This window comes from Streptomyces sp. NBC_00846 (assembly GCF_045207325.1).
GTDB lineage: Bacteria > Actinomycetota > Actinomycetes > Streptomycetales > Streptomycetaceae > Streptomyces.
The window spans coordinates 569,106-594,862 of record NZ_CP108846.1 but is presented as its reverse complement, the minus strand read 5'-3'; the positions used below and the strand labels follow the sequence as shown (position 1 = coordinate 594,862).

The following is a 25,757-nucleotide window of genomic DNA, read 5'->3' as shown; positions in this document are numbered from 1 at the left end:
AGCACGAGCCCGGCGCCTGAGGTGCCGCCGACGACCCGTGACGTGGAATGCCGCAGCGCCCCCGGCCGTGGCGGGGCTTCCGGGGCGCTGCGGCATGCCTGAACGGGGGCCGGGCTGCCAGGGTGGCTCGGGGGCGCAGGCCCCCGATGTGCCGCTCGGCCGGGTGCTGCGTGGGCTGTTCGCGGGCGGGGTGTGTGGTGCGGCCGACGCGGCCGACCACGGTCTGCGTCTCCACTTCGCCGCCGGAACGACCGTGCGCTTCGAACCCGGCATACCCGTCGACGTCGAACTCGTCCCCCTCGCCGGACGGCGCATCGTCCCCGGTCCGCCGGACCCGGGCCGGAAGCGGCCCGTACGCCCGGGTCACCGTCGTTGGAGTCATGAGCGCACCGCTCGCCGTCAACCGGCTCGCTATTGAGGCGTGGGTCGGGGACGGCGCCCGGCTCACCGTCGGCTCGGCGGCGGAGACCATCGCCCTGCCGGGGCCGGGGCCGGGGCCGGGGCCCGGGCCGGCCGCCGAACCCACCACGTATGACATCGAGTTGAGCGTGGGGGAGCGGGCCGGGCTCTGCCGGCTGCCGGAGCAACTCGTCTCGGCGCACGGCAGTGCCCTGCGCATGACCACGCGCGTCGAACTCGCCCCCACCGCAGGGCTGGTGCTGCGCGAGGCGTAGATCCTCGGCCGGCACGGCGAGAGGACCGGCACCTTCACCAGTCGCCTCACCGTGCGTCGCGCCGGCCGTCCGCTGATCGACCAGCAGGTCGCGTACGGGCCGACATGCTGCCGCACATGACCACGCCGAACACCGCACGCGACCTGGACGTCACCCGCGCCGCGCTCGGTGAGAAGAAGCTCAACTACCTGGGCGTCTCCTACGGCACCTATCTCGGCGCGGTCTACGGCACACTCTTCCCGACCCACGTCCGCCGCATGGTCGTCGACAGTGTCGTCGACCCGTCGAAGGACAACATCTGGTACCAGGCCAACCTCAACCAGGACATCGCCTTCCAGAAGCGCTGGGACGACTGGAAGGCATGGGTCGCCAAGAACGACTCCGCCTTCCACATCGGCAACACCCCCGAGAAGGTCGAGCAGGCGTGGCTGAAGCTGCGCGCCAGTGCCAAGAAGAACCCGATCGGTGGCGTCGTCGGCCCCGCCGAACTCATCGGCTTCTTCCAGAACGCGCCGTACTACGACTCCACCTGGGCACTCGTCGCCCAGACCTGGAGCGACTACCTGGGTGGCGACACCCAGGCCCTGGTCGACGAGGCGGCCCCGGACATGTCGGACACCGCGGGGAACATCTCCTCGGAGAACGACAACGCCGTGTACGCGGCCGTCGAGTGCACTGACGCCAAATGGCCCACCAGTTGGCAGAAGTGGGACCACGACAACACCCGGCTGCACAAGGACTACCCGTTCATGACCTGGGCCAACGCCTGGATGAACCTGCCCTGTGCGACATGGTCGGCCAAGCAGCAGAACCCGGTGAACGTCAAGACCGGCAAGGGCCTGCCCCCGGTGCTGATCGTGCAGTCCACGCGTGACGCCGCCACCCCGTACCAGGGCGCCGTCGAACTGCACAAGCGCTTCAAGGGCTCGCGCCTCATCACGGAACGGGACGCCGGTTCGCACGGTGTCACCGGTCTGGTCAACCCCTGCATCAACGAGCGGGTGGACGCCTACCTGCTCACGGGCAGCACCGACCGCGACGACGTGACGTGCGCCCCGCACGCCACACCCAAGCCGTAACGGTCACACCCAGCGGTCCCGAGTAACGGGAACGGGCGACCCCGGATCCACCGGCCGCCCGTTCTCGCGTTACCGGATCCGCCTCATGCCTGCCGGTCGTACGCCTCCAGCCAGGCGTCCTCCGCCGCGTAGTCGAAGAGCTTCCTCCCGTACGACCGCAGCATGGCGGGGTAGGCCTCCGTCCAGTCCCTGCCCGCCAGTTGCGCGGCGATCCACTCGACCGTCTCCGGAAGCGACTGAGCGTAGCCCGTCACCGGCCGGTACCCGAGCTCCCGCTCGGCGGCCGTCATGTCGTAGACGACGGGATGGGGGCAGCTCCACGGCGTCTCCCCGACGCCGTCCTCCCCTGGCGCGCCCGCCATCAGCGCGGTCTCGGTGCTCCGGCCGAGCACCGCGTCGACGGCCGCGCCGATCTCCGCGACCGTCGGCGCCTGTGGATCCCCGGCATTGAGCACCCGTGAACCCGGCCGCCCGGCGGCGAGCCGGATCAGCTCGGCCAGGTTGGTGGAATGAACCGGATGGAAACGGGACGTACCGCCGTACGAGAGCACCCGTCGCTCCCGGCCGTCCAGGAGCCTCTTCACGAAGTACAGCTCGCGCGGGGAGCGGCAGTACGGCCCATGAATCGCCCCCGCGCGCAAGAGTGTCACCGGCAGCGCGTCCCCCGCCGCCAGCAGGTCCTGCTCCAGCTGGACCTTCCGCGTCCCGTAGGTGGCATCACCGGCCGGAACCGTGCGCCGGGCCTCCGGGATCGGCACGGGGTACCGGGGAAATCCATCGGGCTCGTCCTGCGTATCGAAGCTGCGCCCACGATCGTCCTCGTACACCGCACCGCTGGAGATGACCACCGCCGAACCGATCCGGCCCGCGAGGCCGGTCAGCTGCCGGGCGTGGCCCGCCCCGTACGCCACCATGTCGACCAGTACGTCACAGCCGTCGCCCAGCGCGGCCGCGAGCGCCCCGTCCTCGTTCCGGTCGAGAGCCGTCGTGCGCACCGCGTCGTCCCACCGCGCGTCCCGGCCGCCGCCGCGGGAAGCGGCCGTCACCTCCCAGCCGTCCTCGACGAGCGCCTGCACGGCCGCTCGCCCGATCTGTCCCGTCGCTCCCAGAACCCATGCGTTTCCGTTGGTCATGAGAGGCACGCTAGGCGGGGACCGCGGCCCGGACGAGAGGAGTTCACCCTGCGCGGATCCGCCGTCAGCGTCGCAGTTTCGGGAACTTCTTCGACGGCCCGGTCTGCCTGGTCTGCTCGGCCTGCGCGGCCTTCACCTTGGCCGCGTACTCGTCGACGTACTCCTGGCCGGAGAGCGTGAGGATGGCGTACATGATCTCGTCGGTGACGGCCCGGATCGCCGCCTTCTGGTCCTCCAGACCGGCATAGCGGGAGAAGTCCAGCGGCTCGCCGAAGCGGATGGTGACCCGCTTGATGCGCGGAACGACCTGTCCCGGCGGCTGGATCTCGAACGTGCCGACCATCGCGCACGGCACCACCGGCACCTGCGCCCTGATCGCCATCACGGCCACACCGACCTTGCCCTTGTAGAGCCGGCCGTCGTGCGAACGGGTGCCCTCCGGATAGATCCCCAGCAGCTCGCCCCTGCCCAGCACCCCGAGCCCTTCACGGATCGCCGCCTGCCCCGCGTCCTTGCCGGACCGGTCCACCGGAATCTGACCGATGCTGTGGAAGAAGGCCGCGGTCAGCCGCCCCTTCACTCCCGGCCCGGTGAAGTACTCCGCCTTGGCGAGGAACGTGATGCGCCGTTTGAGGATCGCGGGCATCAGGAAATGGTCGGAGAACGACAGATGGTTACCGGCGACGATGGCCGCGCCGTGCTCCGGGATGTGCTCCGGACCCTCGATTCTGGGACGGAAGAACAGCCGGAGAAGCGGCCCGATAATGGCGTATTTGAGCACGTAGTAGAACACGGGGCGGCTCCCAGCTCGGTCGGATCGGCTCCAGGGCTGCATTCCGCGAGGTCGGCGGACACATCAGGGGAGGACAGCCTAGGTGCAGCCGTCGTCTTGTGTACCGGTCTGCGGGCGGGTTGGTGCTGACGCTCAATGGTGCCCTGTTCTTCGCCCGGGAGAGCTTCACCGGTCGTCCTGGTGGCCGGTGCCGGCTGCGGACCACTGCAGGAGGAGCCGGAGTGCCTCGTGGGAAAACGAGCCGGGTTCCGTGGTGCAGGTGATGAGCTGTTGGCCGGGGTGGGTTTCGACGGAGAACTGCTGGACGTCGAGCGTGAGGACGCCGACGACCGGGTGGACACAGGTCGTGGTGAGTTGCCGTGGACCGCGCACCTGGTGGCCGGCCCACCACCCACGGAATCCCGGTTGCGGACGCCGAGTTCGCCGGCCAGTGCGGCCAGTGCGGCCAGTGCGGCCAGTGCGGTCAGCGCGGGGTCGTGAGGCGTACGGGCGGCCTCCATGCGCAGCACGGTGACGCATTTCGCGCGCGGCGCGGGGCCGGATGCCGGCGCGCTCGGTACGGCCGAGATCCAGGCGAGTTGATCGACGTGACTGATTTCGGCCCGCCCCGGCAGACGTTCACCTCCCGGCTTCCTCGCTGGCTTCCACAGCAACGCGGAAACCTGCAAGGAGTGGGAGAAGTGCCGACGGAGTTCCGGGCTTGCGTCAGTCCCGCGAGTTGCCGAAGAGCAGGCGGTAGCCGATGAGCAGGACGAGGGAGCCGCCGATCGCCGCGCCCCATGTGGTCAGGTCGAAGAAGTCGTTCTCCACGGGACGGTCGAGAAAGTGCGCCGAAAGCCAGCCGCCGACGAAGGCGCCGGCGATGCCGATGAGAGTGGTACCGATCAGGCCACCGGGATCGCGCCCGGGGAGCAGGACCTTGGCGATGACTCCGGCGACGAGCCCGAGGATGATCCAGCTGATGATGCCCACGTTCGTTGTTCCCTTTCTCGGATCGCGCCGGGCGGAGGCTCCTCCAGCCGACAGCGATGCATTGCGCGGTTGCGCAACCGTACAGATAAGGGTGAAGACGCGGCGCGGGCGGTGCTGGTTGCGCCGGAACGTCTGGCGGCCGGTGGGCATGGACCGGCTCATCGGCGGGCGGCCGACGTCGTTCGGGGTTCTGGACTGCGGTCTAAACTGGGAAGGTTCGCAAGCGACCCCGGGACATGGGAGGGACGACGGTGACGACAGGCGTCGACAGCTTCGAGGACCCGCCTGCCGAGGTACTCGCGGCGGCGGCCTCGGCCTTCGGGCTGCTGGCGTCCTCGGCGCGGCTGCACATCATGTGGACGCTGGCCCGGGGCGAGAGTGATGTGAGCGGACTCGCGGAGCGGGTGGGCGGCGCGCTGCCCGCCGTCAGTCAGCACCTGACGAAGCTGAAGCTCGCCGGTCTCGTGCGCTCCCGTCGCGAGGGCCGACGGATGGTCTACTTCGTGGACGACCCCGATACCGTGACCGTGGTGCGGCTGATGGTCGGCCAGTTGACCGCGCGCGCCGATGCTGCGTCCGCACCGGTGCGCGCGGTCCGCGGGACCGGCGCCTGAGACCACTGAGGGGCCGCGAAGGCGGCTTCAGCTCAGCCGTAGGAGAGGTCGGCGCAGAGGTCGTCGTCGGCGGAGCGGGCACCGTCAGCCACTTCGGCGGGTACGGAGGCCGGCTCGGCGGTGCCGGTGGCTGCGGGGTTGTCCGCGTAGTCCCGGCCGAGGATCACATCGATACCTGTTGTGGCAGCCGCCCGGAGTTCCGCGTCGGGGAAGAGGCGGGCGACCGTCTTCGCCCGGTCCTCCTCCCCCGGTCCGTACTCGATCACTGTGGTGCTGTGGTCCTGACTTCCGGCCGTGGCGGTGCCGGTGACGGTGAAGCCGTGGTCCTTGAGGGGCAGCGCCGCGTCGGCGGCGAGTCCGGTGACGGTGGTGCCGTTGTAGACGGCGACATCGATGCCGTCCCCGGAGAACCCTTCATCGGCAGCCGCCGAGGGGGCGGCCGAGGCCGTCTCGTCCGGGGCTTTGCCGCCGGCTTCCTTGCTGCTGGCATCCGTGCCGTCGATGGTCCGGTCGACTTTCAGCGCCGCCCACAGGGCGTGGGCGTCCGGTTCGACGATGGCGACCCGTGCCCCCTGGTACCGCCAGGGAACGGTCACGAACTTGGTGTTGTGCAGGTCGATGTCCTTCATCGTCATCGCGAAGGACAACAGCTTGTCGGCTGATCCCAGGCCGGGGTCGACGGTCATGGACCGGGTTGCGGCGTCCGCGAGCGGCAGGAGCTTGGTGGGGGTGAGACCGTCGCTCTTCACTTTCTTGATCAGGCTTGCGACGAAGGCCTGTTGGCGTTTGATGCGGCCTATGTCGGAGCCGTCGCCGATGCCGTGCCGAATGCGCACGTAGTCCAGTGCCTGCTGCCCCGCGACCTTCTGCTCGCCCTTGGCGAAGAGGAGCTTGCCGCGCGTGGTGCGGTTGGGATTGAGATCCCGCTGGTAGATGTCCTGCGGCAGACACACCTGGACGCCACCGACGACCTTGGTCAGTTCCGAGAAGCCCTTGAAGTCGACGACGACGGTGTGGTCGACACGTAGTCCGGTCAGCTTCTCGACGGTGTTCTGGGTGCAGGCCGGGTTGCCCTTGGCGGTCTGGCCCATGGAGTACGCCCCGTTGAACAGGGTGTTGGTCTGCGTCTTGGACCAACTCCCGTCCGGGAGCCTGCAGGGCGGGATGTCGACCAGGGTGTCACGCGGGATGGACACGGCGACGGCGTGCTGGTGATCGGCATAGATGTGGAGCAGGAAGGCGGTGTCCGAGCGGCCGACGTCGCTCTTGTCGCCGCCGCCCAGATCACCGTTCCCGCCGGTGCGCGCGTCCGAGCCGATGACCAGAACGTTCTCCCCCTTCGAGGCGGCGGCATCCGGCCGGTCGTCGGATATACCGTCCGAGCTGAAGGTTTCGATGTTGCCGCCCAGCCGGAGGTAGATCCACCCCGCTCCCGCCGTCACCAGCACGAGCAGGGACAGAGCCGTCACCAGCACGAGTCGCGCCCGGCTGCGCTTGCGCCGCCGTCCGCGTACGGCGGATCGAGCGTCGTCGTGACGCGGAGACGCCATCTGCCGGCGGGTGCCTGCCATGTGTACGCCCCTCATCCGTCCGGTTGATACAGAGGGACGACTCGCCCCACCCCAAGGTTGTACAGTTGCGCAATGTAGCAAGCTTTCCGGTGGGGGCCACTCCTGGGTGCGCACCCTGGTCGATGAGGTGAAGGGCAGGGCGGGAAATGTTGCGTAATGGGCTGGAGCCTTGGCATCTGCTGATTGTGGCGATCGTCGTCATCGTGCTGTTCGGGTCGAAGAAACCGCCGGACACCGCGCGAGCCGTGGGGAAGTCGCTCCGCATCCTCAAGAGCGAGACCAAGGCCATGAAGGAGGATGACGCACCGGGTCCCGCCGCCGATCCCGGCCCGTCCGTGCGGGTCGCGCCTTCGGTGATCCCGGCCGCGGGCGAGCCGGCTCCGGCCCGCCCGGCCGCGGAAAGCAACGACGCCGCCCGCTGAACCGGGCGAGGCGGCACCATCAGGGGCTGGCGCCATCGAAGCCGTACCTCAGCGGCTCACTTTGCACCCGGGGATCCCGGCGATAGACGTAGAGGGCCTCCACGCGCATGTCCCCGGGCGAGGAATCCAGTTGGCAGGGGTAGGTGACCTGCAGCACCGCGGGCCGGTCGGTGACCCGCATCCATGCCCCGTCCGCAGGGCCGCCTTCGAGCTTCGCGCGCTCCCAGCCGGTCAAGTCGTTCGCATCCATGTTCATACTTTAATTATTGCGCAAGCTTTAAACTATTGTGAAACGCGTCACTCCGGGGCTCGACCGCGAGCCCTGACGCAACTCGACCATGGGGAGAAGCAGTACACATGGGCGTCAGCCTCACCAAGGGCCAGAACGTCGTCCTCAACCAGGACGGCACCCCACTCGCGGACGTCACGGTCGGATTGGGCTGGGACGCACGGCCGGTCGGCGCCGCCGACTTCGACCTCGACGCGTCCGCGATCATCTGCGGCCCTGAGATGAAGGTGATCTCCGACGAGCACTTCGTCTTCTACAACAACCTCATCAGCCCCGATGGTGCCGTTCGGCACACGGGCGACAACACGACCGGTGAAGGCGACGGGGACGACGAACAGATCCTCGTCGACCTCGACGGGCTGGGCGAAAAAGTGCGGCAGGTCGTCTTCGCGGTCTCCATCCACGACGCGGAACGGCGCGGCCAGAACTTCGGGCAGGTCGACGAAGCCTTCATCCGCGTGGTGGACAACCTCACCGGCCGTGAGATGTGTCGCTACGAGCTCTCCTATGACGCCGCCGGTGAGACGGCGATGGTCTTCGGCGCCCTGTACCGCAGGGGCGGGGAGTGGAAGTTCCGCGCCATCGGCCAAGGCTATGCACAGGGACTGGCGGGTATCGCCACCGACTACGGCGTAGCTGTCGCCTGAGTGGCGCGGTGCCGGGAAGGGCGCGCGGGGGAGGGGCGGTCACATGTCCCGGTCAGTGGCCCGCTGCCGCCGCACCGGTCAGGTCGTGGTGGATGACGCGGGCCGCTCCTTCGATGGTGGCGACGCCGTAGTCCATGGTGCGGTTGTCGCTGGAGAGGACGGCCAGGCCGTAGTCGTGACCGTTTTCGGTGAAGGCGCCCAAGCTGTGCACCCGCCACCCGCCGGTGGCGCGCGGCAGCCAGCCGTTCTTGACCTGCACCCTTGCCGTGGCGGGCGATCCGGCGGGCACGCCCCACCTCTGGTCGGGGGCGACCCGATGCATCAGGTCGAGGGCGTACGCGCGCGACGCCGGCGTGAGTACGGCGTTCTGCGTCGTCAGTAGCTGCAGCAGCCGGAGCTGGTCGCCGGCGGTCGTCCGGGTGAGACCCCAGCTCACACCCGCACCGGGAACGGTGTGCCGCATGTCGGCCAGGGTGAGGAACCTCTGGAACCCGGCGGCACCGATCTGGCGCCAGAGGGCGGAGGTCGAGTCGTTGTCCGACGTGGTGATCATCGCGGTGGTCAGTTCCACCTCCCGCGGAGTCAGCTTCCGGTGTGCTTCCTCGGCCTGCCGCAGCAGTGCTCCGAGCACCGAGACCTTGACGACGCTGGCGGAGTCGAAGTGGGTGCCGGCGTTGAGCTCGCAGGTGGTCCGGGTGTTCCGGTCGTAGAGGGCCAGCGACGATGTTCCCTGGCGACTGTCGAGGGCGCCGGCAATGTCGTGGGACAGCGCGGCGGCCAGGCCCGGCTTCTTCGACGTGCAGACGACCTTCGAACCGGCCGCCGTGGCACTGGCCGTGTCGGCGGAGGCCGGGGTGGCCAGTGCGAACGCGGTGAGCATGGAGCATGCGGCCAGGGCGGCGGCCAGGCCGCGCCGAGCGCCGGCCGATAGGGGTGATCGGTACATGAAGGCTGTCTCCTGTCCCACGCTGTGTCGGAGGCCGTCTCGCGGGACCTCGCTCTGGCCGGCTGAGAGTCGCGCTTACGTCGCGTATTGCCTGCAACCACGCAACGAGCCGGCCGCAGCAGGTCGCTGTCCTGGTGTCTTCGGCCGCGGAGATGTGACGAAGGGGGGCGGGGCTCAGCCGTACCGGACCGGATCCCCATTCATGAGCCAGGCCGACCCTACGCGCCCGGGAGCCAGCCCTGTTGGCCACAGTGGGGGAAATGTCCGGTATGAGGTGACATGTCGGCATGTGATATTCGTCAAGCCGGCAGCCCGCCACCGTACCGGACCCAGCAGGCCGTTGACCCGCTGGCCCGGGAAGACGAAGTGGGTCGGGCTCGTCGCGTCCAGGCGGGGTGCCGGCGTCCCGAACACCGCGATGTCGAGGGTGTGGGCCCCGGGCCCGGCCAGGCCCGTCAGATCGAATACGTACGGGGAGCACACCCGCACCCCGGCGGCCGCGCCGTCGACCGTCACACCTCCGCCGTCCCGCGAATCCGTCCGAGGTCGAGCCGCACGCGCCCCGTGGCGGCCTCGGCGGGCAGGGTCACCACGCGGCGGTACCGCACACCGCCGCTGTACTCGGCCAGGCCGTGCGTCTCCCGGTCGCCGACGCGGATCCGCCCGGGGCCGGCCTCGCAGCACCGGGTCGGCCGGCGCGGCGCCCCCCTCGAACCCGGGACGGGTCCGGATCCGCAGGGCCGCGGTCCGGACGGGCCGCCGGCCCGCAGATCGACCGCCACGGTCCGAACGCCCCGGGCATCGACGGCGACGACGGGCGCGGGGTACTCGGCGCCGTCCACGAAGACCGTCGCTCCGCCGTGCACGTACACGGTCAACCGGGTGGTCCTGGGCGGCAGTTCGCACCACAGTCACTCCCGTTTTCCGCCCCGGATTCCAGCCCGCCCGAGAAACGCCGGCCGCCCCCTGCCGGGAGAGCGGCAGGGGGCGGATCGTGCCGGGCGCGTCCCTCGTCCGGCACCCGGCCCGTCGCCGTCCGCGCGGACGGCGACGGGGATGACGCCCGGTCAGGGAGCGGTGCCCCAGGAGAGGGTGCCGCCCGCGTAGACGGCGATCTTCGAGGCGTCGGCGTAGGCCGTGTTGGAGCCGCGGCTGTAGTCGTCCGTCTCGTCGAAGTTCGACCAGTCGCTCTTGTTCAGCCGCAGCTGGATCTCCCCGGTGGAGGCTCCGGCGGCCAGCGTGCCGCTGGAGAAGCCGACCTCCAGGTAGTGGCTGGCCCCGGCGGCGGAACTGCCCGACGAGGACACCCCGCGGGTCACGTTGGAGCAGCCGATGACCGCGTAGTCGCACGCGGTGTCGAAGGTGCTCGAGCCGGCCTCCGGAGTGAACCAGTACCGGATCTTCACCGTGGACAGATTTACCGCGGCGGACCCGGTGTTGACCAGTTGCAGACCCATCCGGATCTGATTGTCGGTGGCCGAGGAGTCGGTGTTCTTGTACTGGACCTTGAGCGTCCCGGTCCCGGTGCCGCCGCCCTGGTCGGTCGTGGCCGAGACCGCCGCGGAGGCCGCCGAGACATTACCGGCCGCATCCCGCGCCCTGACGGTGTAGCTGTACGTGGTCGAGGCCGTCAGGCCCGTGTCCGTATAGGACGTCGACGCGGAGGAACCCACCTTCGTTCCCGCGCGGTAGACGTCGTACGCGCTCACGCCGGTGTCGTCGGTCGACGCCGTCCACGACAGTGAGACGCTGCCACTGGTCTTCCCCGTGACCTTCAGACCCGTGGGCACGGTGGGCGCCTGGGTGTCGGCACCGCCGCCGCCGTTCAGCGGCGGGTAGGCGTTGCGTACCAGCTCCTGGAACTGCGCGGAGAACCAGTGGCCCGCGAGCGGGGAGTTCGACAGGGCACCGGTCAGGTTGTTGCCGTTGCGGCCGTTACCCGTGTACGTGGGGTCGCACATCCGGTCGAAGCCCTTGCCCTCGTCGTTGTCGACGGGCTGGCTGTTGCCGTCCGACTCGCCCGGGGGCTTCGCCCAGACGTACGCGTCGATGCCCGGTTCGGGGGCGCTGGTGGGCCGCTCACCGATACCCGCGCCGCTCTGGTTGCACCAGTTGCCCGCGTGGATGCGCCGGTCGACACGGCCTCCGTTGACATAGTCGTCCACATTGGTCAGCGGTCCTGCGGCGGTGGGCCGGGCGGAACCGCCCCAGCCGTTGCGGGCCGTGTCGATCAGCATGCCGATGTTCGAGGCGAAGCCCTGGCTGACCAGCTCGGTGCGCAGCGCCTGCGCGAACGACAGCTCATCGACGTAGTAGTTCCAGTCCACCCACTTGGACTGGCGCACCGTGGTGCCGTTCACCGTGTCGGTGACCTTGAAGTTCGGCTCCTTCAGGGCCGAGTAGTTGGCCGTGTTGACGATGAAGCCCTGGACATCGGCGACCGTGGCGCCCTCCGACGTCGCGGCCTTCTTGAATTCCTGCGCCGCCGGGACGAAGTTGGAGTCCCAGCCCAGCCAGCCGTGGTGGGCGGCATCGACGTAGTTGTAGACGTTGGAAATGGCACCGAAGGTGTGCAGGGCGTAGCCGACACCCTTCTCGTAGTTGCCGTTCGCCTTCATCGTTGCGCACGCGTCGGTGGACCCTTCCGTGCCACCGGCGTTGGTGACCAGGTTCGGCAGTGAGTCCGGCTCGATGATGGTGACGATGCGCAGACTCGCGTAAGCCGGGTCGGCGAGGATGGCGGCGATGGGGTCGATGTACTCGGTCTTGTACCGGTCGAGTTCGGTGGGGCCGAGTTCGCCGTTGGACGCCAGTGCGGCGCAGTCCCGTCCCGGCAGGTCGTAGATGACCACCTGGAAGAGGGGGTCGGCGTGTTGCGGGATGATCGTCTTCTCCGCCACCGCCCAGGCCTGGTTGAACGGGGCCCAGTCACCGGTCACCCGCCCGTACGCCGCCTCCAGCCACATCCAGAAGCTGACGGCCTCCGAAGTGGTCTCGTGACCGTGGTCCGGAGCCTCGACCATCAGGGTCTCGACCGAGTGGTACGGCAGGCCCGCCGGGCTGAAGTAGCCGTTGGCCGCCGCCTTGATCTTGCCGTACTGGCTGAGGAACGCCTGGGTGTACGGGTCGTCGGCCGCGGCGTCCCGGGCGGCGCCGCCGGCCGCCGGTGCGGCGGTTGCGGCTGCGGCGGCGCCCTGGGCCAGGCCCATGGCGAGCAGACCGCCGCCCAGGGCGCTGCTGAACGTTCTACGGGATACCGACACAAATCCTCCAGTGGCGGGGTGTCGTGGGGGAGGAGCGGAGGCATGGAGGCGGCGGCGCGGTGGTGCGGAACGGGTCCGGGCGACGTACGGGCCCGATGCCCGGGGCGGGATCACCGCAGGGTGCGCGATGGCCATTGTGTGCAAGTCTTGATTGTGGGAGCGCTCCCAAGGTGGCGTGGTGATGCGCACCTGTCAAGACTCAAATCGCAACTGCTTTACGGCTTCGTTGACTTGATGTTCCGACGCGGGCCCGGCCCGTGGCGCACAACCGCTGGTGACATACGGTGCGCCCGGACCGGAATCATGTGTTCCGTCGGCGTGGGATCGCGCGCGTCACCGAACGGTGAGCGCACCCTTCATGTACGGATGAATGGTGCAGATGTACGGGTAGGTGCCGGGCTTGGTTGGGGCGGTGAACGTGGCCGTCTTCCCGGGCGCGATATCACCGGTGTCGAACGTCTTCCCGTTGGTGGCACCGGCGGTGGCGGTCACCGTATGGGCCACGGCGTCCTCGTTGACGACGGTGATCAGGGCGCCTGCGGGGACCGTCAGTTGGGCCGGTGCGAACGCGAAGTTCTTGATCGTGATCCGTGTCCTGCCGACCGGGGACGGCGAAGGGGACACGGAGGCCGAGGGCGAGGGAGTGGCGGAGGCGGAGGGTGTGGCACTGGTGGGCGACGAGCCGGTGCCACCGTTGTGCGAACAGCCGACGAGGGCGCTCGCGAAGACGATCGCGGCGGCCGCGGTGACACCTGCCCGGCCGTGCAGAAGCGAAGTGGGCATGGTGTCAGCGACCGTCACCGAGCGAGCCTGCTTGCGGCGTGCCGGACTTGGCTGTGCCCAGCACTTTGTTGCCGGACGTATCGAGTACGTACCACTTGGCGCCGGAATCGTTCACCCCTTGGCCGTTGGTTTCTCCGGCCTTTCTGTCGCCGGCGAAGTAGTACAGCGGGTGTCCGTTGTACGTGACTTCCCTGCTGCCGTCGCCGCGCTTCGTCGTACCCAGCAGACCGGCCTTCACGCCCTTGCCGGCGACCGGCGCACCGCTGACCGTCAGCGGCGGCCACTCCTTGGCGCATTCTCCGGAGCAGTTCGACTTGGACGTGGTGTCGGCGACCCAGAGGTAGAGGGTCCGGCCCTTGCCGTCGACCAGGATGGTCCCGAGCGGGCTTGACGCGGCGGCCACGGTTGCCGTGGCGGAAGCCGTTTCCGACGGGGAGGCCGGGGCCGCGGGGGAGGAGCTTCCGGATGCCGCAGGGGTGCTCACCGCTGCGGATTTCGACGCCGTCGACTTCGTACCGCCGCTGTTCGAACAGCCGCCGACAGCGGCGGCGCACAGCCCCACCGCGATCACGGCCGCGGCTGTCCTCGCATGGTTCCCCATCACAAGAGCTCCTCGGATCGGGCCGCCGCTCCGGCGGCACTCTGGCCCGAACGTTAGGTGCTGTTCGGCCGGGGGGAAGGCAGGCGCTCGGGATGACCCGGCGGTCGGATCCATCCGGGTGCGGGTCTGCCGTCCGCCGGTACTCCAGCCGGACTCGCCGACTGCCCCGGAGGGTGGGACCTGCGGCGCGGCGCCTTGCCCGGTGCCGCATTCCAAGATCGTCTTGCCGGGTTCCCGGACACGGGGCATCCGGGGCGGGAGGGATGTTCAGGACATGCGGGACGCCCGGGACGCGCGCCCCGGCCCGTTGTCAGGACGTCCCCCGTTCGTTGCCGCGACGTCGCCGGTCCCTTGTCAGGACGTCCCCGGTTCGTTTGGCGGGACACCGCGCAGCCCCCGAGCCCCAGGAGTTCTCCCGATGCGCCTGAGCACCGCTTTCGCCGCCGCCCTGTTCACCCTCACCGCCGCGGTGCCCGCCGCGGCCGCCCGGTCCGACGACCCGGTGCCGGACCGCGGGCTCTTCCTCACCGTCTCCGGGAGTGAGAACACCTGGATCCGTGGCCTCGCACTGTTCTGCCCGCCCGCCCCGGACGCCCACCACCCCGAGGCGGCCGCCGCCTGTGCGGCGATGGACGAGGCGGCAGGAGATCCGGACAACCTGCCCGGCGACCCGCACCCGTGCAGTCAGGAGTACGACCCGGTGACGGCCACCGTCACCGGCAAGCGGGACGGGCGCCCCGTCTCCTGGCAGAAGACGTTCCCCAACGCCTGTGTGATGGACGCGGCCACCGGACCGGTCTTCCGCTTCTGAGCCCGGCCGTCCCGAGCCGGGCGGCCCGCCCGGCTCAGGGCTCGCGCGTCGCGGCCATCCCTGCGGTGATCAGCCCGAGCACCACCCAGCCGAACCAGAGCCAGCCACTGCTCCCCAGCGCCACCGTGTAGGCGGTGACCGCCACCAGGGCCGCCACGGTGATCACACCCATGGTCTTCGTGGATCCGGACATGCCCGTACCCTCCTCATCGGCCGGGTGGCCGTGGATGCCATCGTCACCCCGGAGGCATGTCCACCGCTACTGCCCGCGCGCCTGCAACGAGGCGAGATAGGCGTTGTACGCCTGCAGCTCCTGGTCCCCGTCCCGGTCCGCCGCCCGGTCCGAGCGCTTCGCCGTCCGCTGCTCGGAGCGGTACCACTGGAAGACCAGCGCGATCAGCACCAGCACCGACGGGATCTCGCTGAAGGCCCAGGCGATACCGCCCGCCCAGTTCTGGTCGCTCAGCGCGTCGATGCCGAGCGAGGCCGGCGGATTCTTGTACGTCTCCACCATCGGTGTCGTCGCCATCATCAGCGCGATACCGAAGAACGCGTGGAACGGCATCCCCGCGAACAGTTCCAGCATCCGCATCACATAGCCGGGCCGGTGCGGCCCCGGGTCGACGCCCATGATCGGCCAGAAGAACACCAGACCTACGGCGAGGAAGTGCACCATCATCGCGATGTGCCCGGTCTTCGAACCCATCAGGAAGTCGAAGAGCGGGGTGAAGTACAGCGCGTACAGGCTGGCGATGAAGAGCGGAATCGTGAAGACCGGGTGCGTGATGATCCTCATGTAGCGGCTGTGCAGCAGCATGAGGAGCAGCTCGCGCGGGCCGGTGCGGCCACGTCCCGCGACCGGGAGCGCGCGCAGCGCCAGGGTCACCGGAGCGCCCAGCAGCAGCAGGATCGGCGACAGCATGCTGATCACCATGTGCTGCACCATGTGCACGCTGAACATGACCATGCCGTAGTCGTTCAGTTTCGTGCACATCACCAGGGCGATGGACAGCACGCCCACGACGAAGAAGACGATGCGGCCGGCCGGCCAGGTGTCCCCGCGTCGGCGCAGTCGCAGCACGGCGTACCCGTACAGGCCGATGGCGAGAACACAGCCGATGAGGAAGAACGGGTCCGCGGAGAACTGAAGTCCACGTCCCAGCGTGAACGGCGGCAGATTCATGTTCATGCCGTGCCCGCTGTGATCCATCTGTTCACTCCCGCTGGGGACGTCCCCGTTTCGTGCCGGTTGTCCCGACCAGAGTAGAACTGCCCCCGGCCGCAGCTGCGGCCGGGGGCAGTTCGTCGGACAGAGTGTCGCTCAGAGCACGCATTCCGCCTCGGCGTACCGCTCGGCCGGGACCGTCTTCAGGGTCTCCACGGCACCGCTCAGCGGCACCATCACGATGTCCGTGCCGTGCAGCGCCGTCATCTTGCCGAACTCGCCGCGGTGCGCGGCCTCCACCGCGTGCCAGCCGAAACGGGTGGCGAGCACCCGGTCGTACGCGGTCGGCGTTCCGCCGCGCTGCACATGGCCGAGAATCACCGGTCGGGCCTCCTTGCCGAGGCGCTGCTCCAGCTCGGTGGAGAGCTGCGTGGCCATGCCGGCGAACCGCTCGTGCCCGTAGATGTCCTTGGTGCCCTGCTCGATCTCCATGGACGAGCCCTCGCGGGGCTTGGCGCCCTCGGCGACGACGACGATCGCGAACTTCTTGCCGGCCGAGAAACGCCTGCCGACCACCTCGGTCAGCTCGTCGATGTCGAAGGGGCGCTCCGGCACGACGATGGCGTGCGCGCCGGCCGCCATGCCCGAGTGCAGGGCGATCCAGCCGGTGTGGCGGCCCATGACCTCGACGATCAGCACCCGCTGGTGCGATTCGGCGGTCGTCTTCAGCCGGTCCAGCGCCTCCGTCGCGACACCGACGGCGGTGTCGAAGCCGAAGGTCACGTCGGTGGAGGCGATGTCGTTGTCGATCGTCTTCGGTACGCCGACGATCGGCAGGCCCGCCTCGGAGAGCAGATGGGCCGCCTTCAGCGTGCCCTCGCCGCCGATCGGGATGATCACGTCGAGACCGAGCTCGGCGACATGGCCCCTGGCCTGCTCGACGCCGCCCCGCAGATGAGCGGGCTGGACCCGGGAGGAGCCGAGGATCGTACCGCCGCGGGCGAGAATGCCACCGACCGCGTCGAGGTCGAGCTTGCGGTAGTCGCACTCGAGGAGACCCTTCCATCCGTCGTGGAAGCCGATGACCTCGTCGCCGTGGTCGACCACCGCGCGATGTACGACGGAACGGATGACGGCGTTCAGGCCGGGGCAGTCGCCGCCGGAGGTGAGCACACCAATTCGCATTGCCCGGGAAACCTTTACAACGTGGGCCGACGACCGGACCACGTCGTCCGGTTGGATCCCGCCACCCTACCGGCGCAGGGTGGCGGGACCGAACCGGACGTCCGCCTGCTGGACGCCGCTCAGCTGAGCCGGATGTGCCTCATCAGGCGGGCTGGGTCGCCGAGGCGATGCGCTCGGCGCGCAGCGCCTCGTACCAGCGGTCGTCCGTCGGCGGCAGGGCGTTGACATCGAGGGCCAGCTTCAGCAGCAGATCCGCGATCAGCGGGTTGCGTGCCATGACGGGGCCGTGCATGTACGTACCGAAGACGGTGTCGTTGTACGCACCCTCCGTGCCGTCGCCGGTGCCGTTGCCCCGGCCGAACTGCACCCGGGCGAACGGCCGTGCCGTCGGGCCGAGATGGGTGATGCCCTGGTGGTTCTCGAAACCGGTCAGCGGCGGCAGGCCGAGGCGCGGGTCGATGTCGGCCAGTACGTCTCCGACGCACCGGGCCCCCTCGCCGCGGGTGGAGACCACGTCGAGCAGCCCGAGACCGGCCTCGCGCTCACCGAGGTCGTTGATGAACTCATGGCCGAGGATCTGGTACCCGGCGCAGACCGAGAAGATGATCGCGCCGTTGGACGCGGCCCGGCTGAGCCCGCCGTCGCGGCGCAGCCGCTCCGCGGCGAGCCGCTGCGGCCGGTCCTCACCGCCGCCGATCAGATAGATGTCACCGGACGTCGGCACCGGCTGGTCGCTGCGGACGTCGACGCGCTGCACCTCGAGACCGCGCTGCCGGGCCCGGCGCTCCACCACGAGCGCGTTGCCCTGGTCGCCGTAGGTGCTGAGGAGGTCGGGGTAGACCCAGACCAGACGCAGACCGTTGTTGCTCATGCTTCGTCCTCTCCGGAGGTGGCCGGGGCCGGGGTCAGTTGCCGACACGACGGCGCAGATCCTGGAAGGCGGTGTAGTTGGCGATGACCTCGATGCGGCCGGGCGGGGCCTGCTGCACGGCCTCGTCGAGGTTCTCGCAGACCCGGAAGTCGAGACCGGCCACTTCGAGACGGACCGCGAGGTCCAGCTTGCGGTCGCCGAGCACGAAGATCGGGTGACCGGCGAGCTGGGTGTAGTCGACGTCCCACAGCCAGGAGGTGTCCGTGCCGTCCGCGCCCCGGGCGTTGACGGAGAGGATCACCGGGGTGGGCGGCGGGTCGATCAGGGAGAACGTCTCCAGCCAGCCCGCGGGATTCTTCGCCAGCAGCAGCCGCAGCTCACGGCCGAGGAAGCCGACCACGTCGTAGCGGCCCGCGACGGCCTGCACCTGGTACATGCGCTCCAGCGCGACCTGCGGCGGCACACCGAAGACGGCGGCCACGGCGGCGGAGCTGGTGGCGTTGGCCTTGTTGGCGCGGCCGGGCAGCTGGAGGTGGATCGGCCACGCCGAACCGTGCGGGTCCAGGACGTAGTCGCCGTGCAGCACCCAGCTCGGCGCGGGGCGGCGGAAACCGCACTCGCCGCAGAACCAGTCGTCGCCCGGGCGCTGCATCACACCGCCGCAGGACGGGCAGGACCAGGCGTCGTCCTTCCACGCCTGGCCGGCCGCGACCCACACCACATTGGGGGACGAGGACGCCGCCCAGACGATCAGCGGGTCGTCGGCGTTCGCAACGATCACAGCCTTCGAACCGGACAGCCCCTCACGCCACTTCTCCGCGAGCATCCGGGTCTCCGCGGCGCGGTCCAGCTGGTCGCGGGAGAGATTGAGGAGTGCGATCACCTTGGGCGTCGTATCGCGCGCGACCCCGGCGAGGTACTTCTCGTCGACCTCTATGACGCCGTACTTCGAGTCCGAGCCGCCCGCCAGTGCCGAGGTGATGCCCGCCGGCATGTTCGCGCCGAGAGCGTTCGACACGACCGGGCCCGCGGCCCGCAGCGCCTCGGCGATCAGCCGGGTCGTCGTCGTCTTGCCGTTCGTCGCCGACACGAGGATCACGTCCAGGTGCTGCGCCAGCCGCCCCAGCAGGTCGGGGTCGAGCTTGAGTGCCACCCGGCCGCCGATCACCGATCCGCTGCCGCGCCCCGCAGCGCGCGACACCGCCGCCGCGGCCTTACCCGCCGTCACGGCCAGCTTGGCCCGCGGCGACAGCGGCTCCGTGTTGCCTGCCATCGTCCTAGATCCTCCTTGCATCGGTCCACGCCCAGCCTATCGATGTCCGGCGCGGCGACCGCACCGCGGCACCGCCGGGGAGGCGGAGGTCACGTGGAACGTACGATTGCCGCCATGCGAAACCGCCCGATCCCCGGCAGTTCCGGACTGATTCGTGCCATGAGTCTGCTCGGTGATCCGGTGCTGCACGGCGCCTGCGAACCCGTCACGGACTTCGGCCCCTCGCTCGCCCGCCTCGTCGAGGACATGTACGCCACCATGTACGCGGCCCAGGGCGTCGGGCTCGCGGCCAATCAGGTCGGCGTTCCGCTGCGGGTGTTCGTCTACGACTGTCCGGACGACGACGATGTCCGACACCTCGGACATCTCGTCAACCCGAAGCTGGTCGAGGCGGACGGCATCACCGTACGCGGCCCGGAGGGCTGCCTCTCGCTCCCCGGCATCGAGGCGGGCACCCCGCGCTTCGACCGGGCCGTCGTCGAGGGCGTGACCGTCGAGGGCGAGCCGGTACGGGTCACCGGGACCGGCTTCTTCGCCCGTTGCCTGCAGCACGAGTGCGATCATCTCGAAGGCACGGTCTACACGGACCGGCTGACCGGGTTGCGCCGGTCGAGGGCGCTGCGCGCGGCCCGCCGGGCGCCCTGGGCGCGGGGCGGCTGACCGCGCGCGCCTCAGAACCCCGGGCCGCCGGGCCGGTCGCCCGCGTCGGCCAGCCTGCCCCACAGCAGATCTGCCAGGCTGCGCACCAACTGCTCGCGGGAGCAAGGGCGTTCGCCGAGCCACCAGTCGCCCGCGGCATGCATCATGCCGACGATGCCGTGGCCCCAGATGCGGGCCATGGCCTCGCTGTCGGGGCCCAGGTCGACCCGCTCGGCGATGACCAGGGCGAGTTCCTCGCCGAGCCTGCGCAGCAGTGGCGCGGAGTGCCGCCCGACGTCGAAACCCTGCTCCGTCGAGGGCGCGGAGTCGTCGGACGGGTGCATCAGGAAGCGGTAGACCTGCGGGCGGGCCTCGATCGCCGCGAGATACGTGTCGAGCGTCGACTCCACGCGCCGACGGCGCTCGGCCGGTGCGTCCAGCGCCGTCCGCAGAGCGATCAGCAGGGCGTCGGTGTGGCGCTTGGCGAGGGCGCGGTAGAGGCCGCCCTTGTCACCGAAGTGCCGGTAGAGGATGGGCTTGGTGATTCCGGCCTCCGCCGCGATGGCGTTCATCGAGGCGCCCGGCCCGTCCCTGAGCACCACGCGGTCGGCGGCTTCGAGCAGCTCGCGGCGGCGGCTCTCGGCCGCTGTCCGCTGCCGCTCGGCCTGTTGTGTGGTCTCCATGTCGCGTCTCCCCGCCCTGGCCATGCACATTGCGTCCTGCCTGCGCAACGTAACACCCTGTCCCGCGGCGTGTGGATCGGCACCTGGGCGGTTGACAGAGGCTACTTGCCGGTAACAGACTGCGGTTACCGCAAGTAACCAGTGGATTTTTCAGGGCAGTACGTGGAGGGGAACATGGCGGAGTTCACGCTCGAACTCAACGACGACCAGAAGCAGGTGCGTGACTGGCTTCACGGCTTCGCCGCGGACGTGATCCGTCCGGCGGCTTCCGAGTGGGACGAGCGCGAGGAAACGCCCTGGCCCGTCATTCAGGAGGCGGCCAAGGTCGGCATCTACTCCCTCGACTTCTATGCCCAGCAGTTCTTCGACCCGACGGGCCTCGGCATCCCGATGGCGATGGAGGAGCTCTTCTGGGGGGACGCGGGCATAGCCCTCTCGATCGTCGGTACGGGCCTGGCGGCCGTGGGCGTCCTCGCCAACGGCACCGAGGAGCAGATCGGCACCTGGATCCCGCAGATGTACGGCGACGCCGACGACGTCAAGGTCGCGGCCTTCTGCTCCTCCGAGCCGGACGCGGGTTCCGACGTCGCCTCGATGCGCACCCGCGCGGTGTACGACCAGGCCAAGGACGAGTGGGTGCTGAACGGCACCAAGACCTGGGCGACCAACGGCGGCATCGCGGGCGTCCATGTCGTCGTCGCCGTGGTCGACCCGGAGCTCGGTTCCAAGGGGCACGCCTCGTTCATCGTGCCGCCGGACACCCCCGGCCTCTCCCAGGGCCAGAAGTTCAAGAAGCACGGCATCCGTGCCTCGCACACCGCCGAGGTCGTGCTGGAGGACGTCCGCGTCCCCGGCCACTGCCTGCTCGGCGGCAAGGAGAAGCTCGACCAGCGCCTGGCCCGGGCCCGTGAGCGCGCCGCGTCCGGCGGGGAGCGGGTGAAGAACGCGGCGATGGCCACCTTCGAGGCCTCCCGCCCCGCGGTCGGCGCCATGGCGGTCGGCACCGCCCGTGCCGCGTACGAGGTCGCGCTGGAGTACGCGAAGACCCGCACCCAGTTCGGCCGGCCGATCATCGACAACCAGGGCGTCGCCTTCCAGCTCGCCGACATGCGTACGCAGATCGACGCGGCCCGGCTGCTGGTCTGGCGCGCTTCCTGGATGGCGGCCACCGGCAAGCCGTTCACCTCGGCCGAGGGCTCCATGTCCAAGCTGTACGCGAGCGAGACGGCGAAGAAGGTCACCGCGCAGGCCGTCCAGATCCTCGGCGGCAACGGCTTCACCCGTGAGTACCCGGTGGAGCGGATGCACCGGGACGCGGCGATCTACACGATCTTCGAGGGCACGAGCGAGATCCAGCGCCTGGTGATCGCCCGCACCCTCTCGGGCATGCCGATCCGCTAGCGCGGGGCGGGGGTGGTGGTGTGCACGGTTCACGCCCGTGCGGCCCGCCCCCCCGCTTCGGCTGTCCGGTATCGACGACGGAACCGGTCAGGCGGGCAGCTGGGCCTCGATCGCGGCGATGAGCTCCGGGGCCTCCGGCTCCGTGCGCGGGCGGAGGCGCGCGACCGGCTCGCCCGCCGGTGAGATGAGGAACTTCTCGAAGTTCCACTGGACGTCACCGGCCTCGCCGTCCTCGTCCGCGAGAGCGGTCAGCTCGGCGTAGAGCGGGTGGCGGCCCTCGCCGTTCACGTCGGTCTTCTCCAGCAGCGGGAAGCTGACACCGTACGTCGTCGAGCAGAAGGACCGGATCTCCTCCGCGCTCCCCGGCTCCTGGCCGGCGAACTGGTTGCACGGCACACCGAGCACGGTGAAGCCGCGGTCCCCGTACGCGTTCTGGAGCCGTTCCAGGCCCGCGTACTGCGGGGTGAGCCCGCACTTCGACGCGACGTTCACCAACAGGACCGCCCGGCCGCGGTAGTCGGCCAGGGATGCGGGCTCGCCGGTGAGTGTGCGCAGGGGGATGTCGTACAGCGTCATGAGGCTCTCCTTGTGAGGGTGGCTTCCACCGCCATTGTCGTGCCCACTGGCTGATCGTCACGAACTCGAACGGCCGACGTCCGAACAACGGGGATCAACGACGCGCCGACGGCGTGGCCTACGAGGACGTGGACGGGCTCACCGCCCGATCCGACGACTCCGGCGCGGCGCTGATCGCCTTGTAGTAGAGCGTCGTCGGTTTCAGGGTCCCGGCCGGGTCGGCGGCGTACTCCGGAATCGAGCCGCACTCCGTCCAGCCCGCCGAACGGTAGAGCCGTTCGGCGGGGCTGTCGCTCTCGGTGTCCAGCACCAGCAGCGTGATCCCCGCCTCGGCGGCCGACCGCTCGGCGGCGGCCAGCAGCGACCGCCCGAGCCCCTGGCCGCGGCACGACGGACGGACCATCAGCTTGGCGATCTCCGCGCGATGACGGGCATTCGGCAGCGGAGACCGGACCAGGCCGATGGTCCCGGCCACCCGTTCCGCGTCCCGGGCGATCCAGACCCGGAGGTCTCCGGCGTCGACGGCGCCGGCTCTCTTCCGCCACCAGTCGGCAGCCGCGCCGCGGTCCAGCGGAGCGAGGAAACCCACCGACGATCCGCCGTTCACGGTCTCCACCAGGAGCGCGGCCAACTCATCGGCGTAGGTGACCAGTTCGGGTCCGGAGACCGCAACGGTCCCGATCATGAAGCAGGTCCTTTCACGGCTGTCACGGCTGTCACGGCTGTCACTGGCTCTCGCGGTCTTCGTGGTGGTCTTCGCGTCATTCACGGCAGGACGACCACCAGCACGTAGCGGACCTGCTCCGGCCCCGGACAGCGGAAGTGCGAGGGGCCGTGCAGCAGGAAACGCAGGCAGTCTCCACTGCCCACGGTGTGCACGGCGCCGTCGACGGTGATCTCGACCGTCCCCTCCAGCACCCAGACGTGCTGCTCCACGCCGGGCACCGGCGCGCTCTCGTACGCGACGGCGGCCCCCGCGTCGAGGGTGCCCTCGACAACCTCCGCGCGCAGGCCGGTGTGGGGCGGCGAGACCGAGCGGCGTACGAAGCCCGACGCCTCGTCCCGCCACACCGATTGCCGCGCGGCGGGCACCAGTTGCGGTGCTTCCGCCTCGACCTCCATCAGCAGTCGCGACATCGTCCGCCCGTAGACCGTGCACAACGTGCCGAGCAGGGCGGTGGTCGGGCTCAGCTCGCCCCGCTCCAGCCGGGACAGCGTGGAGCGGCTCACCCCGCTGCGCCGGGACAGTTCGTCCAGCGACCAGCCGCGTCCGGTACGCAGTTCGCCCAGCCGCGCGGCGAGCCGGGCGGCGATGGAGCCCGGCTCCGCCCGTTCGGAATCTCTCACATCGGGGATGATATCCCTGTTGCGAGAAATTCTGGGAAGCCATGGCCGGGACGTCGTTCTTCTGCTGACCGGGAGTCGTCGTGCCACGCTGGTTCGGCGAAATCCCGGCGAGCCCACTCGGGTCCGCCGGGTCGCTCTGCTACCGGAGGAGGCCGACATGGCCAGTGCCAGCAACGGGCCGAGTGTGGCGCGTGACACCACCCCGGCTGCACGTCATCCCTTCCGGTACGGGTGGACCACCTTCGCCGCGGTTCTGATGATCTTCGGAGGCGCGATGGCGACCTTCGAGGGGATCGCGGCCATCACCAGGGACATCGTGTTCGTCGCAAGCGACAACTACGTGTACCGGTTCAGCCTCGTGGGCTGGGGCTGGATCCACCTCATCCTGGGCATCGTCATCGTCCTCGCCGGCTGTGCGCTGCTGATCAGCGGAGCCACCTGGGCGCGCGTCGTGGGTATCGTGCTCGTGGGCCTGGGTGCACTCGCCCACTTCCTGTGGCTGCCCTTCTACCCGTTCTGGTCCATCGTGCTCATCGCCATCGACGTCTTCATCCTCTGGGCACTCTGCGCGGGTCCGCAGCAGGATGAGTGGACCTGACGCTCGCAGGCCAGAGCGCGACCATCATCCGTGGCGGCGGGGGACCACAGGGGTACGGCTCTCACCGGCCGGCCGGGGGAGTGGACGGCTGTCAGTCCAATGGCGTAACGGGACCGGGTCCTCCCGGGGCCGTGGCCGAGATGCGTTCCGGTCCCACCGCTGCTGCAATGGCGAAGGACGTGGCCTCGACGGAACCGGGGCAGTCGAGATGTCGGAAGGAGCTGACGTGAGCGTCGAGAGCGACGAGACAGGACCGATCGACTACCTGGTGGTCGAGTTTCCGGCGGGAAGCCGGATCACGGGACAAGGACTGCTCCTGCTGGTCGACCTGGTCGACCGGGGCATCATCCGGATCCTGGATCTGACCTTCGTCAGGAAGAATCGCGACGGCACCGTCGACGGCGTGGAACTCTCCGAGCTGACCGGGGACGGAGGCGTGGACCTCGCCGTGTTCGAGGGGGTGTCCTCGGGCCTGATCGGCCAGGACGACATCGATGAGGCGAGCGCGATCCTCGAACCCGGCAGCGCTGCCGGAATCCTCGTCTACGAGAACGTGTGGGCGGCACCGTTCGCGGCAGCCCTGCGCCGCTCCGGCGGACGCCTCGTCGCCAACGGGCGGATCCCGGTCCACGAGGTTCTGGCCTCGCTCGACGTGGCCGAGTCCAGGGCCTGACGACGCGGCCGAGTCCCGGGTCCGAACCCGTTCGCGGTCCCGTCGGGCCGCCCGTTCCCGCAGAGCCAGTCAAAGGAGATGCAACATGCCAGGCCTTCTTCGCGGCGTCGCCCGCACGGCGGTGATCGCCGGCACCGCCACCTCGGTCTCCAACCGGGTCTCCCGGCGGCAGGCGGGCCGCTGGGCACAGCAGGAAGCCACCCGGGCCCAGCCGGCTCCCGCTCCCACCGCCCTGGCGCCGGAGGAAGAGATGAGCAACAAGATCGCCCAGCTCAAGGAGCTCGGTGACCTCAGGAGCCAAGGAGTGCTGAGCGACAGCGAGTTCGAGGCACAGAAGGCCAGAATCCTCGCCTCCTGACCGGTCGGGACACGCGGTCGGGGTCGTACCCGGGTCGCGCGAACACCTCCGTCGTGTGCTGTTCGACATGCGAAGTCGCAGGGTGGACGGGCGCCCTGAGAAGATCGATCCGTGGACTCCGCCGAACCGCTCCGCGAACGCCTGCCCGAGTCCGGTCTTCCCGAGCCACTGCCCGAGCCCTCGCCCGAGGACGGTCCGGGCGGCCCGTCCGCCCGGCGGCGGGTGGTGCGCTGCCGCATGTGCGGCCGGCCACTCACCGGTACGGAGTCCCGCCGCACCGGACTCGGCCCCGCCTGCGACGCCAAACTGCACCCCGCGGGCCCGGATATCCGCACCCGCCGCCACGAGGTCGAACAGGACCCGCTTTTCGGCATCTGAGCCCGGGCACGG

Annotated in this window: 31 protein-coding genes and 2 pseudogenes; 13 read left to right on the top strand and 20 right to left on the bottom strand. The window is 69.8% G+C overall.

Annotation, left to right across the window (positions count from 1 at the left end; genetic code table 11):
* Positions 1–94: 94 nt before the first annotated feature.
* The 3 genes and pseudogenes from OG936_RS02830 to OG936_RS02820 form a co-directional block, all read left to right on the top strand.
* Positions 95–418, top strand: coding sequence for an urease subunit beta (locus OG936_RS02830; protein WP_406500304.1), 324 nt, complete (start codon positions 95–97; stop codon positions 416–418).
* Positions 324–776: pseudogene (locus OG936_RS02825) on the top strand (urease accessory protein UreD); the annotation flags it as partial. The gene OG936_RS02830 and the pseudogene OG936_RS02825, both read left to right, overlap by 95 nt.
* Before the next feature lie 2 nt (positions 777–778).
* Positions 779–1,753, top strand: a pseudogene (locus OG936_RS02820) (alpha/beta hydrolase); the annotation flags it as partial.
* 83 nt (positions 1,754–1,836) lie between these two features.
* Here the strand turns inward: OG936_RS02820 and OG936_RS02815 are convergent.
* From OG936_RS02815 to OG936_RS02800, 4 genes are all read right to left on the bottom strand, one after another.
* Positions 1,837–2,886 (bottom strand): NAD-dependent epimerase/dehydratase family protein, encoded by a 1,050-nt coding sequence (locus OG936_RS02815; protein ID WP_406492278.1) that lies wholly within the window; start codon positions 2,884–2,886, stop codon positions 1,837–1,839.
* 64 nt (positions 2,887–2,950) lie between these two features.
* Positions 2,951–3,679 (bottom strand): lysophospholipid acyltransferase family protein, encoded by a 729-nt coding sequence (locus OG936_RS02810; protein WP_406492276.1) that lies wholly within the window; start codon positions 3,677–3,679, stop codon positions 2,951–2,953.
* 165 nt (positions 3,680–3,844) lie between these two features.
* Complete coding sequence (locus tag OG936_RS02805; RefSeq protein WP_406492275.1) at positions 3,845–4,198, bottom strand: hypothetical protein; 354 nt, start codon at positions 4,196–4,198, stop codon at positions 3,845–3,847.
* Positions 4,199–4,384: 186 nt separating this feature from the next.
* Complete coding sequence (locus tag OG936_RS02800; RefSeq protein ID WP_266744827.1) at positions 4,385–4,651, bottom strand: GlsB/YeaQ/YmgE family stress response membrane protein; 267 nt, start codon at positions 4,649–4,651, stop codon at positions 4,385–4,387.
* A 236-nt stretch (positions 4,652–4,887) separates the two neighbouring features.
* Between OG936_RS02800 and OG936_RS02795 the strand changes: the two genes are divergently transcribed.
* Positions 4,888–5,265 carry an ArsR/SmtB family transcription factor gene (locus tag OG936_RS02795; RefSeq protein WP_406492274.1) on the top strand — a complete coding sequence of 126 codons (378 nt, stop codon included), beginning with the start codon at positions 4,888–4,890 and terminating at the stop codon, positions 5,263–5,265.
* A 32-nt stretch (positions 5,266–5,297) separates the two neighbouring features.
* Here the strand turns inward: OG936_RS02795 and OG936_RS02790 are convergent, their stop codons facing one another.
* Entirely contained in the window at positions 5,298–6,836 is a 1,539-nt protein-coding gene (locus OG936_RS02790) for an LCP family protein (protein WP_406492273.1), read from the bottom strand.
* A gap of 146 nt (positions 6,837–6,982) precedes the next feature.
* Here OG936_RS02790 and tatA point away from each other — a divergent pair, with 146 nt between their 5' ends.
* On the top strand, positions 6,983–7,258 hold the full coding sequence (gene tatA / locus OG936_RS02785; RefSeq protein WP_406492271.1) for a Sec-independent protein translocase subunit TatA: 276 nt from the start codon (positions 6,983–6,985) through the stop codon (positions 7,256–7,258).
* A 19-nt stretch (positions 7,259–7,277) separates the two neighbouring features.
* On the opposite strand, the gene OG936_RS02780 is transcribed toward tatA, so the two are convergent.
* Positions 7,278–7,508, bottom strand: a complete 231-nt coding sequence (locus tag OG936_RS02780; protein WP_383759488.1) for a hypothetical protein — start codon at positions 7,506–7,508, stop codon at positions 7,278–7,280.
* A gap of 107 nt (positions 7,509–7,615) precedes the next feature.
* Between OG936_RS02780 and OG936_RS02775 the strand changes: the two genes are divergently transcribed.
* Positions 7,616–8,194, top strand: coding sequence for a TerD family protein (locus tag OG936_RS02775; protein ID WP_406492270.1), 579 nt, complete (start codon positions 7,616–7,618; stop codon positions 8,192–8,194).
* A 52-nt stretch (positions 8,195–8,246) separates the two neighbouring features.
* Here OG936_RS02775 and OG936_RS02770 read toward each other — a convergent pair whose 3' ends face one another.
* The 5 genes from OG936_RS02770 to OG936_RS02750 all read right to left on the bottom strand — a co-directional run bounded on the left by OG936_RS02770 (position 8,247) and on the right by OG936_RS02750 (position 13,787).
* Entirely contained in the window at positions 8,247–9,140 is an 894-nt protein-coding gene (locus OG936_RS02770) for a serine hydrolase (protein WP_406492268.1), read from the bottom strand.
* A gap of 512 nt (positions 9,141–9,652) precedes the next feature.
* Positions 9,653–10,018, bottom strand: a complete 366-nt coding sequence (locus tag OG936_RS02765; RefSeq protein ID WP_406492266.1) for a hypothetical protein — start codon at positions 10,016–10,018, stop codon at positions 9,653–9,655.
* 189 nt (positions 10,019–10,207) lie between these two features.
* Positions 10,208–12,349, bottom strand: a complete 2,142-nt coding sequence (locus OG936_RS02760; RefSeq protein WP_406500303.1) for a glycoside hydrolase family 6 protein — start codon at positions 12,347–12,349, stop codon at positions 10,208–10,210.
* 387 nt (positions 12,350–12,736) lie between these two features.
* The gene (locus tag OG936_RS02755) at positions 12,737–13,186 is read right to left on the bottom strand and encodes a cupredoxin domain-containing protein (protein ID WP_406492264.1); all 450 of its coding nucleotides are present in this window, start codon (positions 13,184–13,186) and stop codon (positions 12,737–12,739) included.
* A gap of 4 nt (positions 13,187–13,190) precedes the next feature.
* Positions 13,191–13,787 carry a hypothetical protein gene (locus tag OG936_RS02750; RefSeq protein ID WP_406492263.1) on the bottom strand — a complete coding sequence of 199 codons (597 nt, stop codon included), beginning with the start codon at positions 13,785–13,787 and terminating at the stop codon, positions 13,191–13,193.
* A gap of 418 nt (positions 13,788–14,205) precedes the next feature.
* On the opposite strand from OG936_RS02750, the gene OG936_RS02745 reads away from it, so the two are divergent.
* Entirely contained in the window at positions 14,206–14,598 is a 393-nt protein-coding gene (locus OG936_RS02745; protein WP_406492262.1) for an SSI family serine proteinase inhibitor, read from the top strand.
* A gap of 34 nt (positions 14,599–14,632) precedes the next feature.
* On the opposite strand, the gene OG936_RS02740 is transcribed toward OG936_RS02745, so the two are convergent.
* The 5 genes from OG936_RS02740 to OG936_RS02720 form a co-directional block, all read right to left on the bottom strand.
* Positions 14,633–14,791 (bottom strand): hypothetical protein, encoded by a 159-nt coding sequence (locus tag OG936_RS02740; protein ID WP_383759473.1) that lies wholly within the window; start codon positions 14,789–14,791, stop codon positions 14,633–14,635.
* 66 nt (positions 14,792–14,857) lie between these two features.
* A complete protein-coding gene (locus tag OG936_RS02735) occupies positions 14,858–15,808 on the bottom strand; it encodes a cytochrome c oxidase assembly protein (protein ID WP_406492261.1) in 951 nt (316 codons plus the stop codon).
* Positions 15,809–15,919: 111 nt separating this feature from the next.
* On the bottom strand, positions 15,920–16,948 hold the full coding sequence (locus OG936_RS02730) for a 6-phosphofructokinase (RefSeq protein WP_406492260.1): 1,029 nt from the start codon (positions 16,946–16,948) through the stop codon (positions 15,920–15,922).
* A 142-nt stretch (positions 16,949–17,090) separates the two neighbouring features.
* Positions 17,091–17,819: a type 1 glutamine amidotransferase gene (locus tag OG936_RS02725; RefSeq protein WP_266744812.1), complete on the bottom strand. Its 729-nt coding sequence runs from the start codon at positions 17,817–17,819 to the stop codon at positions 17,091–17,093.
* A 34-nt stretch (positions 17,820–17,853) separates the two neighbouring features.
* Positions 17,854–19,092, bottom strand: a complete 1,239-nt coding sequence (locus tag OG936_RS02720) for a MurT ligase domain-containing protein (protein ID WP_266744811.1) — start codon at positions 19,090–19,092, stop codon at positions 17,854–17,856.
* Between the two features lie 114 nt (positions 19,093–19,206).
* Here OG936_RS02720 and def point away from each other — a divergent pair, with 114 nt between their 5' ends.
* A complete protein-coding gene (def, locus tag OG936_RS02715; protein WP_266744810.1) occupies positions 19,207–19,752 on the top strand; it encodes a peptide deformylase in 546 nt (181 codons plus the stop codon).
* Between the two features lie 11 nt (positions 19,753–19,763).
* Here def and OG936_RS02710 read toward each other — a convergent pair whose 3' ends face one another.
* Entirely contained in the window at positions 19,764–20,414 is a 651-nt protein-coding gene (locus tag OG936_RS02710) for a TetR family transcriptional regulator (RefSeq protein WP_371665158.1), read from the bottom strand.
* A gap of 174 nt (positions 20,415–20,588) precedes the next feature.
* On the opposite strand from OG936_RS02710, the gene OG936_RS02705 reads away from it, so the two are divergent.
* Positions 20,589–21,815: an acyl-CoA dehydrogenase family protein gene (locus OG936_RS02705; RefSeq protein WP_406492259.1), complete on the top strand. Its 1,227-nt coding sequence runs from the start codon at positions 20,589–20,591 to the stop codon at positions 21,813–21,815.
* A gap of 87 nt (positions 21,816–21,902) precedes the next feature.
* Here the strand turns inward: OG936_RS02705 and OG936_RS02700 are convergent, their stop codons facing one another.
* The 3 genes from OG936_RS02700 to OG936_RS02690 form a co-directional block, all read right to left on the bottom strand.
* Positions 21,903–22,391 carry a glutathione peroxidase gene (locus OG936_RS02700; RefSeq protein ID WP_371665156.1) on the bottom strand — a complete coding sequence of 163 codons (489 nt, stop codon included), beginning with the start codon at positions 22,389–22,391 and terminating at the stop codon, positions 21,903–21,905.
* A 118-nt stretch (positions 22,392–22,509) separates the two neighbouring features.
* Positions 22,510–23,076, bottom strand: a complete 567-nt coding sequence (locus tag OG936_RS02695; protein ID WP_406492257.1) for a GNAT family N-acetyltransferase — start codon at positions 23,074–23,076, stop codon at positions 22,510–22,512.
* 80 nt (positions 23,077–23,156) lie between these two features.
* The gene (locus OG936_RS02690; RefSeq protein ID WP_406492255.1) at positions 23,157–23,738 is read right to left on the bottom strand and encodes a helix-turn-helix domain-containing protein; all 582 of its coding nucleotides are present in this window, start codon (positions 23,736–23,738) and stop codon (positions 23,157–23,159) included.
* Between the two features lie 157 nt (positions 23,739–23,895).
* Here OG936_RS02690 and OG936_RS02685 point away from each other — a divergent pair, with 157 nt between their 5' ends.
* The 4 genes from OG936_RS02685 to OG936_RS02670 all read left to right on the top strand — a co-directional run bounded on the left by OG936_RS02685 (position 23,896) and on the right by OG936_RS02670 (position 25,745).
* Positions 23,896–24,336 carry a hypothetical protein gene (locus OG936_RS02685; protein ID WP_406492253.1) on the top strand — a complete coding sequence of 147 codons (441 nt, stop codon included), beginning with the start codon at positions 23,896–23,898 and terminating at the stop codon, positions 24,334–24,336.
* A 208-nt stretch (positions 24,337–24,544) separates the two neighbouring features.
* Positions 24,545–25,009: a DUF6325 family protein gene (locus OG936_RS02680; protein WP_406492251.1), complete on the top strand. Its 465-nt coding sequence runs from the start codon at positions 24,545–24,547 to the stop codon at positions 25,007–25,009.
* An 85-nt stretch (positions 25,010–25,094) separates the two neighbouring features.
* Positions 25,095–25,367, top strand: coding sequence for an SHOCT domain-containing protein (locus tag OG936_RS02675; protein WP_406492250.1), 273 nt, complete (start codon positions 25,095–25,097; stop codon positions 25,365–25,367).
* A 111-nt stretch (positions 25,368–25,478) separates the two neighbouring features.
* Positions 25,479–25,745, top strand: a complete 267-nt coding sequence (locus OG936_RS02670; RefSeq protein WP_406492249.1) for a DUF6011 domain-containing protein — start codon at positions 25,479–25,481, stop codon at positions 25,743–25,745.
* Positions 25,746–25,757: the final 12 nt, after the last annotated feature.

Coding starts and splice junctions, on each gene's coding strand:
- OG936_RS02710 (WP_371665158.1), bottom strand. CDS start 20,414: ATGGAGACCACACAACAGGCCGAGCGGCAGCGGACAGCGGCCGAGAGC.
- OG936_RS02755 (WP_406492264.1), bottom strand. CDS start 13,186: ATGCCCACTTCGCTTCTGCACGGCCGGGCAGGTGTCACCGCGGCCGCC.
- OG936_RS02775 (WP_406492270.1), top strand. CDS start 7,616: ATGGGCGTCAGCCTCACCAAGGGCCAGAACGTCGTCCTCAACCAGGAC.
- OG936_RS02725 (WP_266744812.1), bottom strand. CDS start 17,819: ATGAGCAACAACGGTCTGCGTCTGGTCTGGGTCTACCCCGACCTCCTC.
- tatA (WP_406492271.1), top strand. CDS start 6,983: ATGTTGCGTAATGGGCTGGAGCCTTGGCATCTGCTGATTGTGGCGATC.
- OG936_RS02705 (WP_406492259.1), top strand. CDS start 20,589: ATGGCGGAGTTCACGCTCGAACTCAACGACGACCAGAAGCAGGTGCGT.
- OG936_RS02780 (WP_383759488.1), bottom strand. CDS start 7,508: ATGGATGCGAACGACTTGACCGGCTGGGAGCGCGCGAAGCTCGAAGGC.
- OG936_RS02815 (WP_406492278.1), bottom strand. CDS start 2,886: ATGACCAACGGAAACGCATGGGTTCTGGGAGCGACGGGACAGATCGGG.
- OG936_RS02745 (WP_406492262.1), top strand. CDS start 14,206: ATGCGCCTGAGCACCGCTTTCGCCGCCGCCCTGTTCACCCTCACCGCC.
- OG936_RS02795 (WP_406492274.1), top strand. CDS start 4,888: ATGGGAGGGACGACGGTGACGACAGGCGTCGACAGCTTCGAGGACCCG.
- OG936_RS02760 (WP_406500303.1), bottom strand. CDS start 12,349: ATGGGCCTGGCCCAGGGCGCCGCCGCAGCCGCAACCGCCGCACCGGCG.
- OG936_RS02750 (WP_406492263.1), bottom strand. CDS start 13,787: ATGGGGAACCATGCGAGGACAGCCGCGGCCGTGATCGCGGTGGGGCTG.
- OG936_RS02700 (WP_371665156.1), bottom strand. CDS start 22,391: ATGACGCTGTACGACATCCCCCTGCGCACACTCACCGGCGAGCCCGCA.
- OG936_RS02805 (WP_406492275.1), bottom strand. CDS start 4,198: ATGCGTCACCGTGCTGCGCATGGAGGCCGCCCGTACGCCTCACGACCC.
- OG936_RS02685 (WP_406492253.1), top strand. CDS start 23,896: ATGGCCAGTGCCAGCAACGGGCCGAGTGTGGCGCGTGACACCACCCCG.
- OG936_RS02695 (WP_406492257.1), bottom strand. CDS start 23,076: ATGATCGGGACCGTTGCGGTCTCCGGACCCGAACTGGTCACCTACGCC.
- OG936_RS02680 (WP_406492251.1), top strand. CDS start 24,545: ATGTCGGAAGGAGCTGACGTGAGCGTCGAGAGCGACGAGACAGGACCG.
- OG936_RS02740 (WP_383759473.1), bottom strand. CDS start 14,791: ATGTCCGGATCCACGAAGACCATGGGTGTGATCACCGTGGCGGCCCTG.
- OG936_RS02790 (WP_406492273.1), bottom strand. CDS start 6,836: ATGGCAGGCACCCGCCGGCAGATGGCGTCTCCGCGTCACGACGACGCT.
- OG936_RS02720 (WP_266744811.1), bottom strand. CDS start 19,092: ATGGCAGGCAACACGGAGCCGCTGTCGCCGCGGGCCAAGCTGGCCGTG.
- OG936_RS02730 (WP_406492260.1), bottom strand. CDS start 16,948: ATGCGAATTGGTGTGCTCACCTCCGGCGGCGACTGCCCCGGCCTGAAC.
- OG936_RS02830 (WP_406500304.1), top strand. CDS start 95: ATGCCTGAACGGGGGCCGGGCTGCCAGGGTGGCTCGGGGGCGCAGGCC.
- OG936_RS02675 (WP_406492250.1), top strand. CDS start 25,095: ATGCCAGGCCTTCTTCGCGGCGTCGCCCGCACGGCGGTGATCGCCGGC.
- def (WP_266744810.1), top strand. CDS start 19,207: ATGCGAAACCGCCCGATCCCCGGCAGTTCCGGACTGATTCGTGCCATG.
- OG936_RS02735 (WP_406492261.1), bottom strand. CDS start 15,808: ATGGATCACAGCGGGCACGGCATGAACATGAATCTGCCGCCGTTCACG.
- OG936_RS02770 (WP_406492268.1), bottom strand. CDS start 9,140: ATGTACCGATCACCCCTATCGGCCGGCGCTCGGCGCGGCCTGGCCGCC.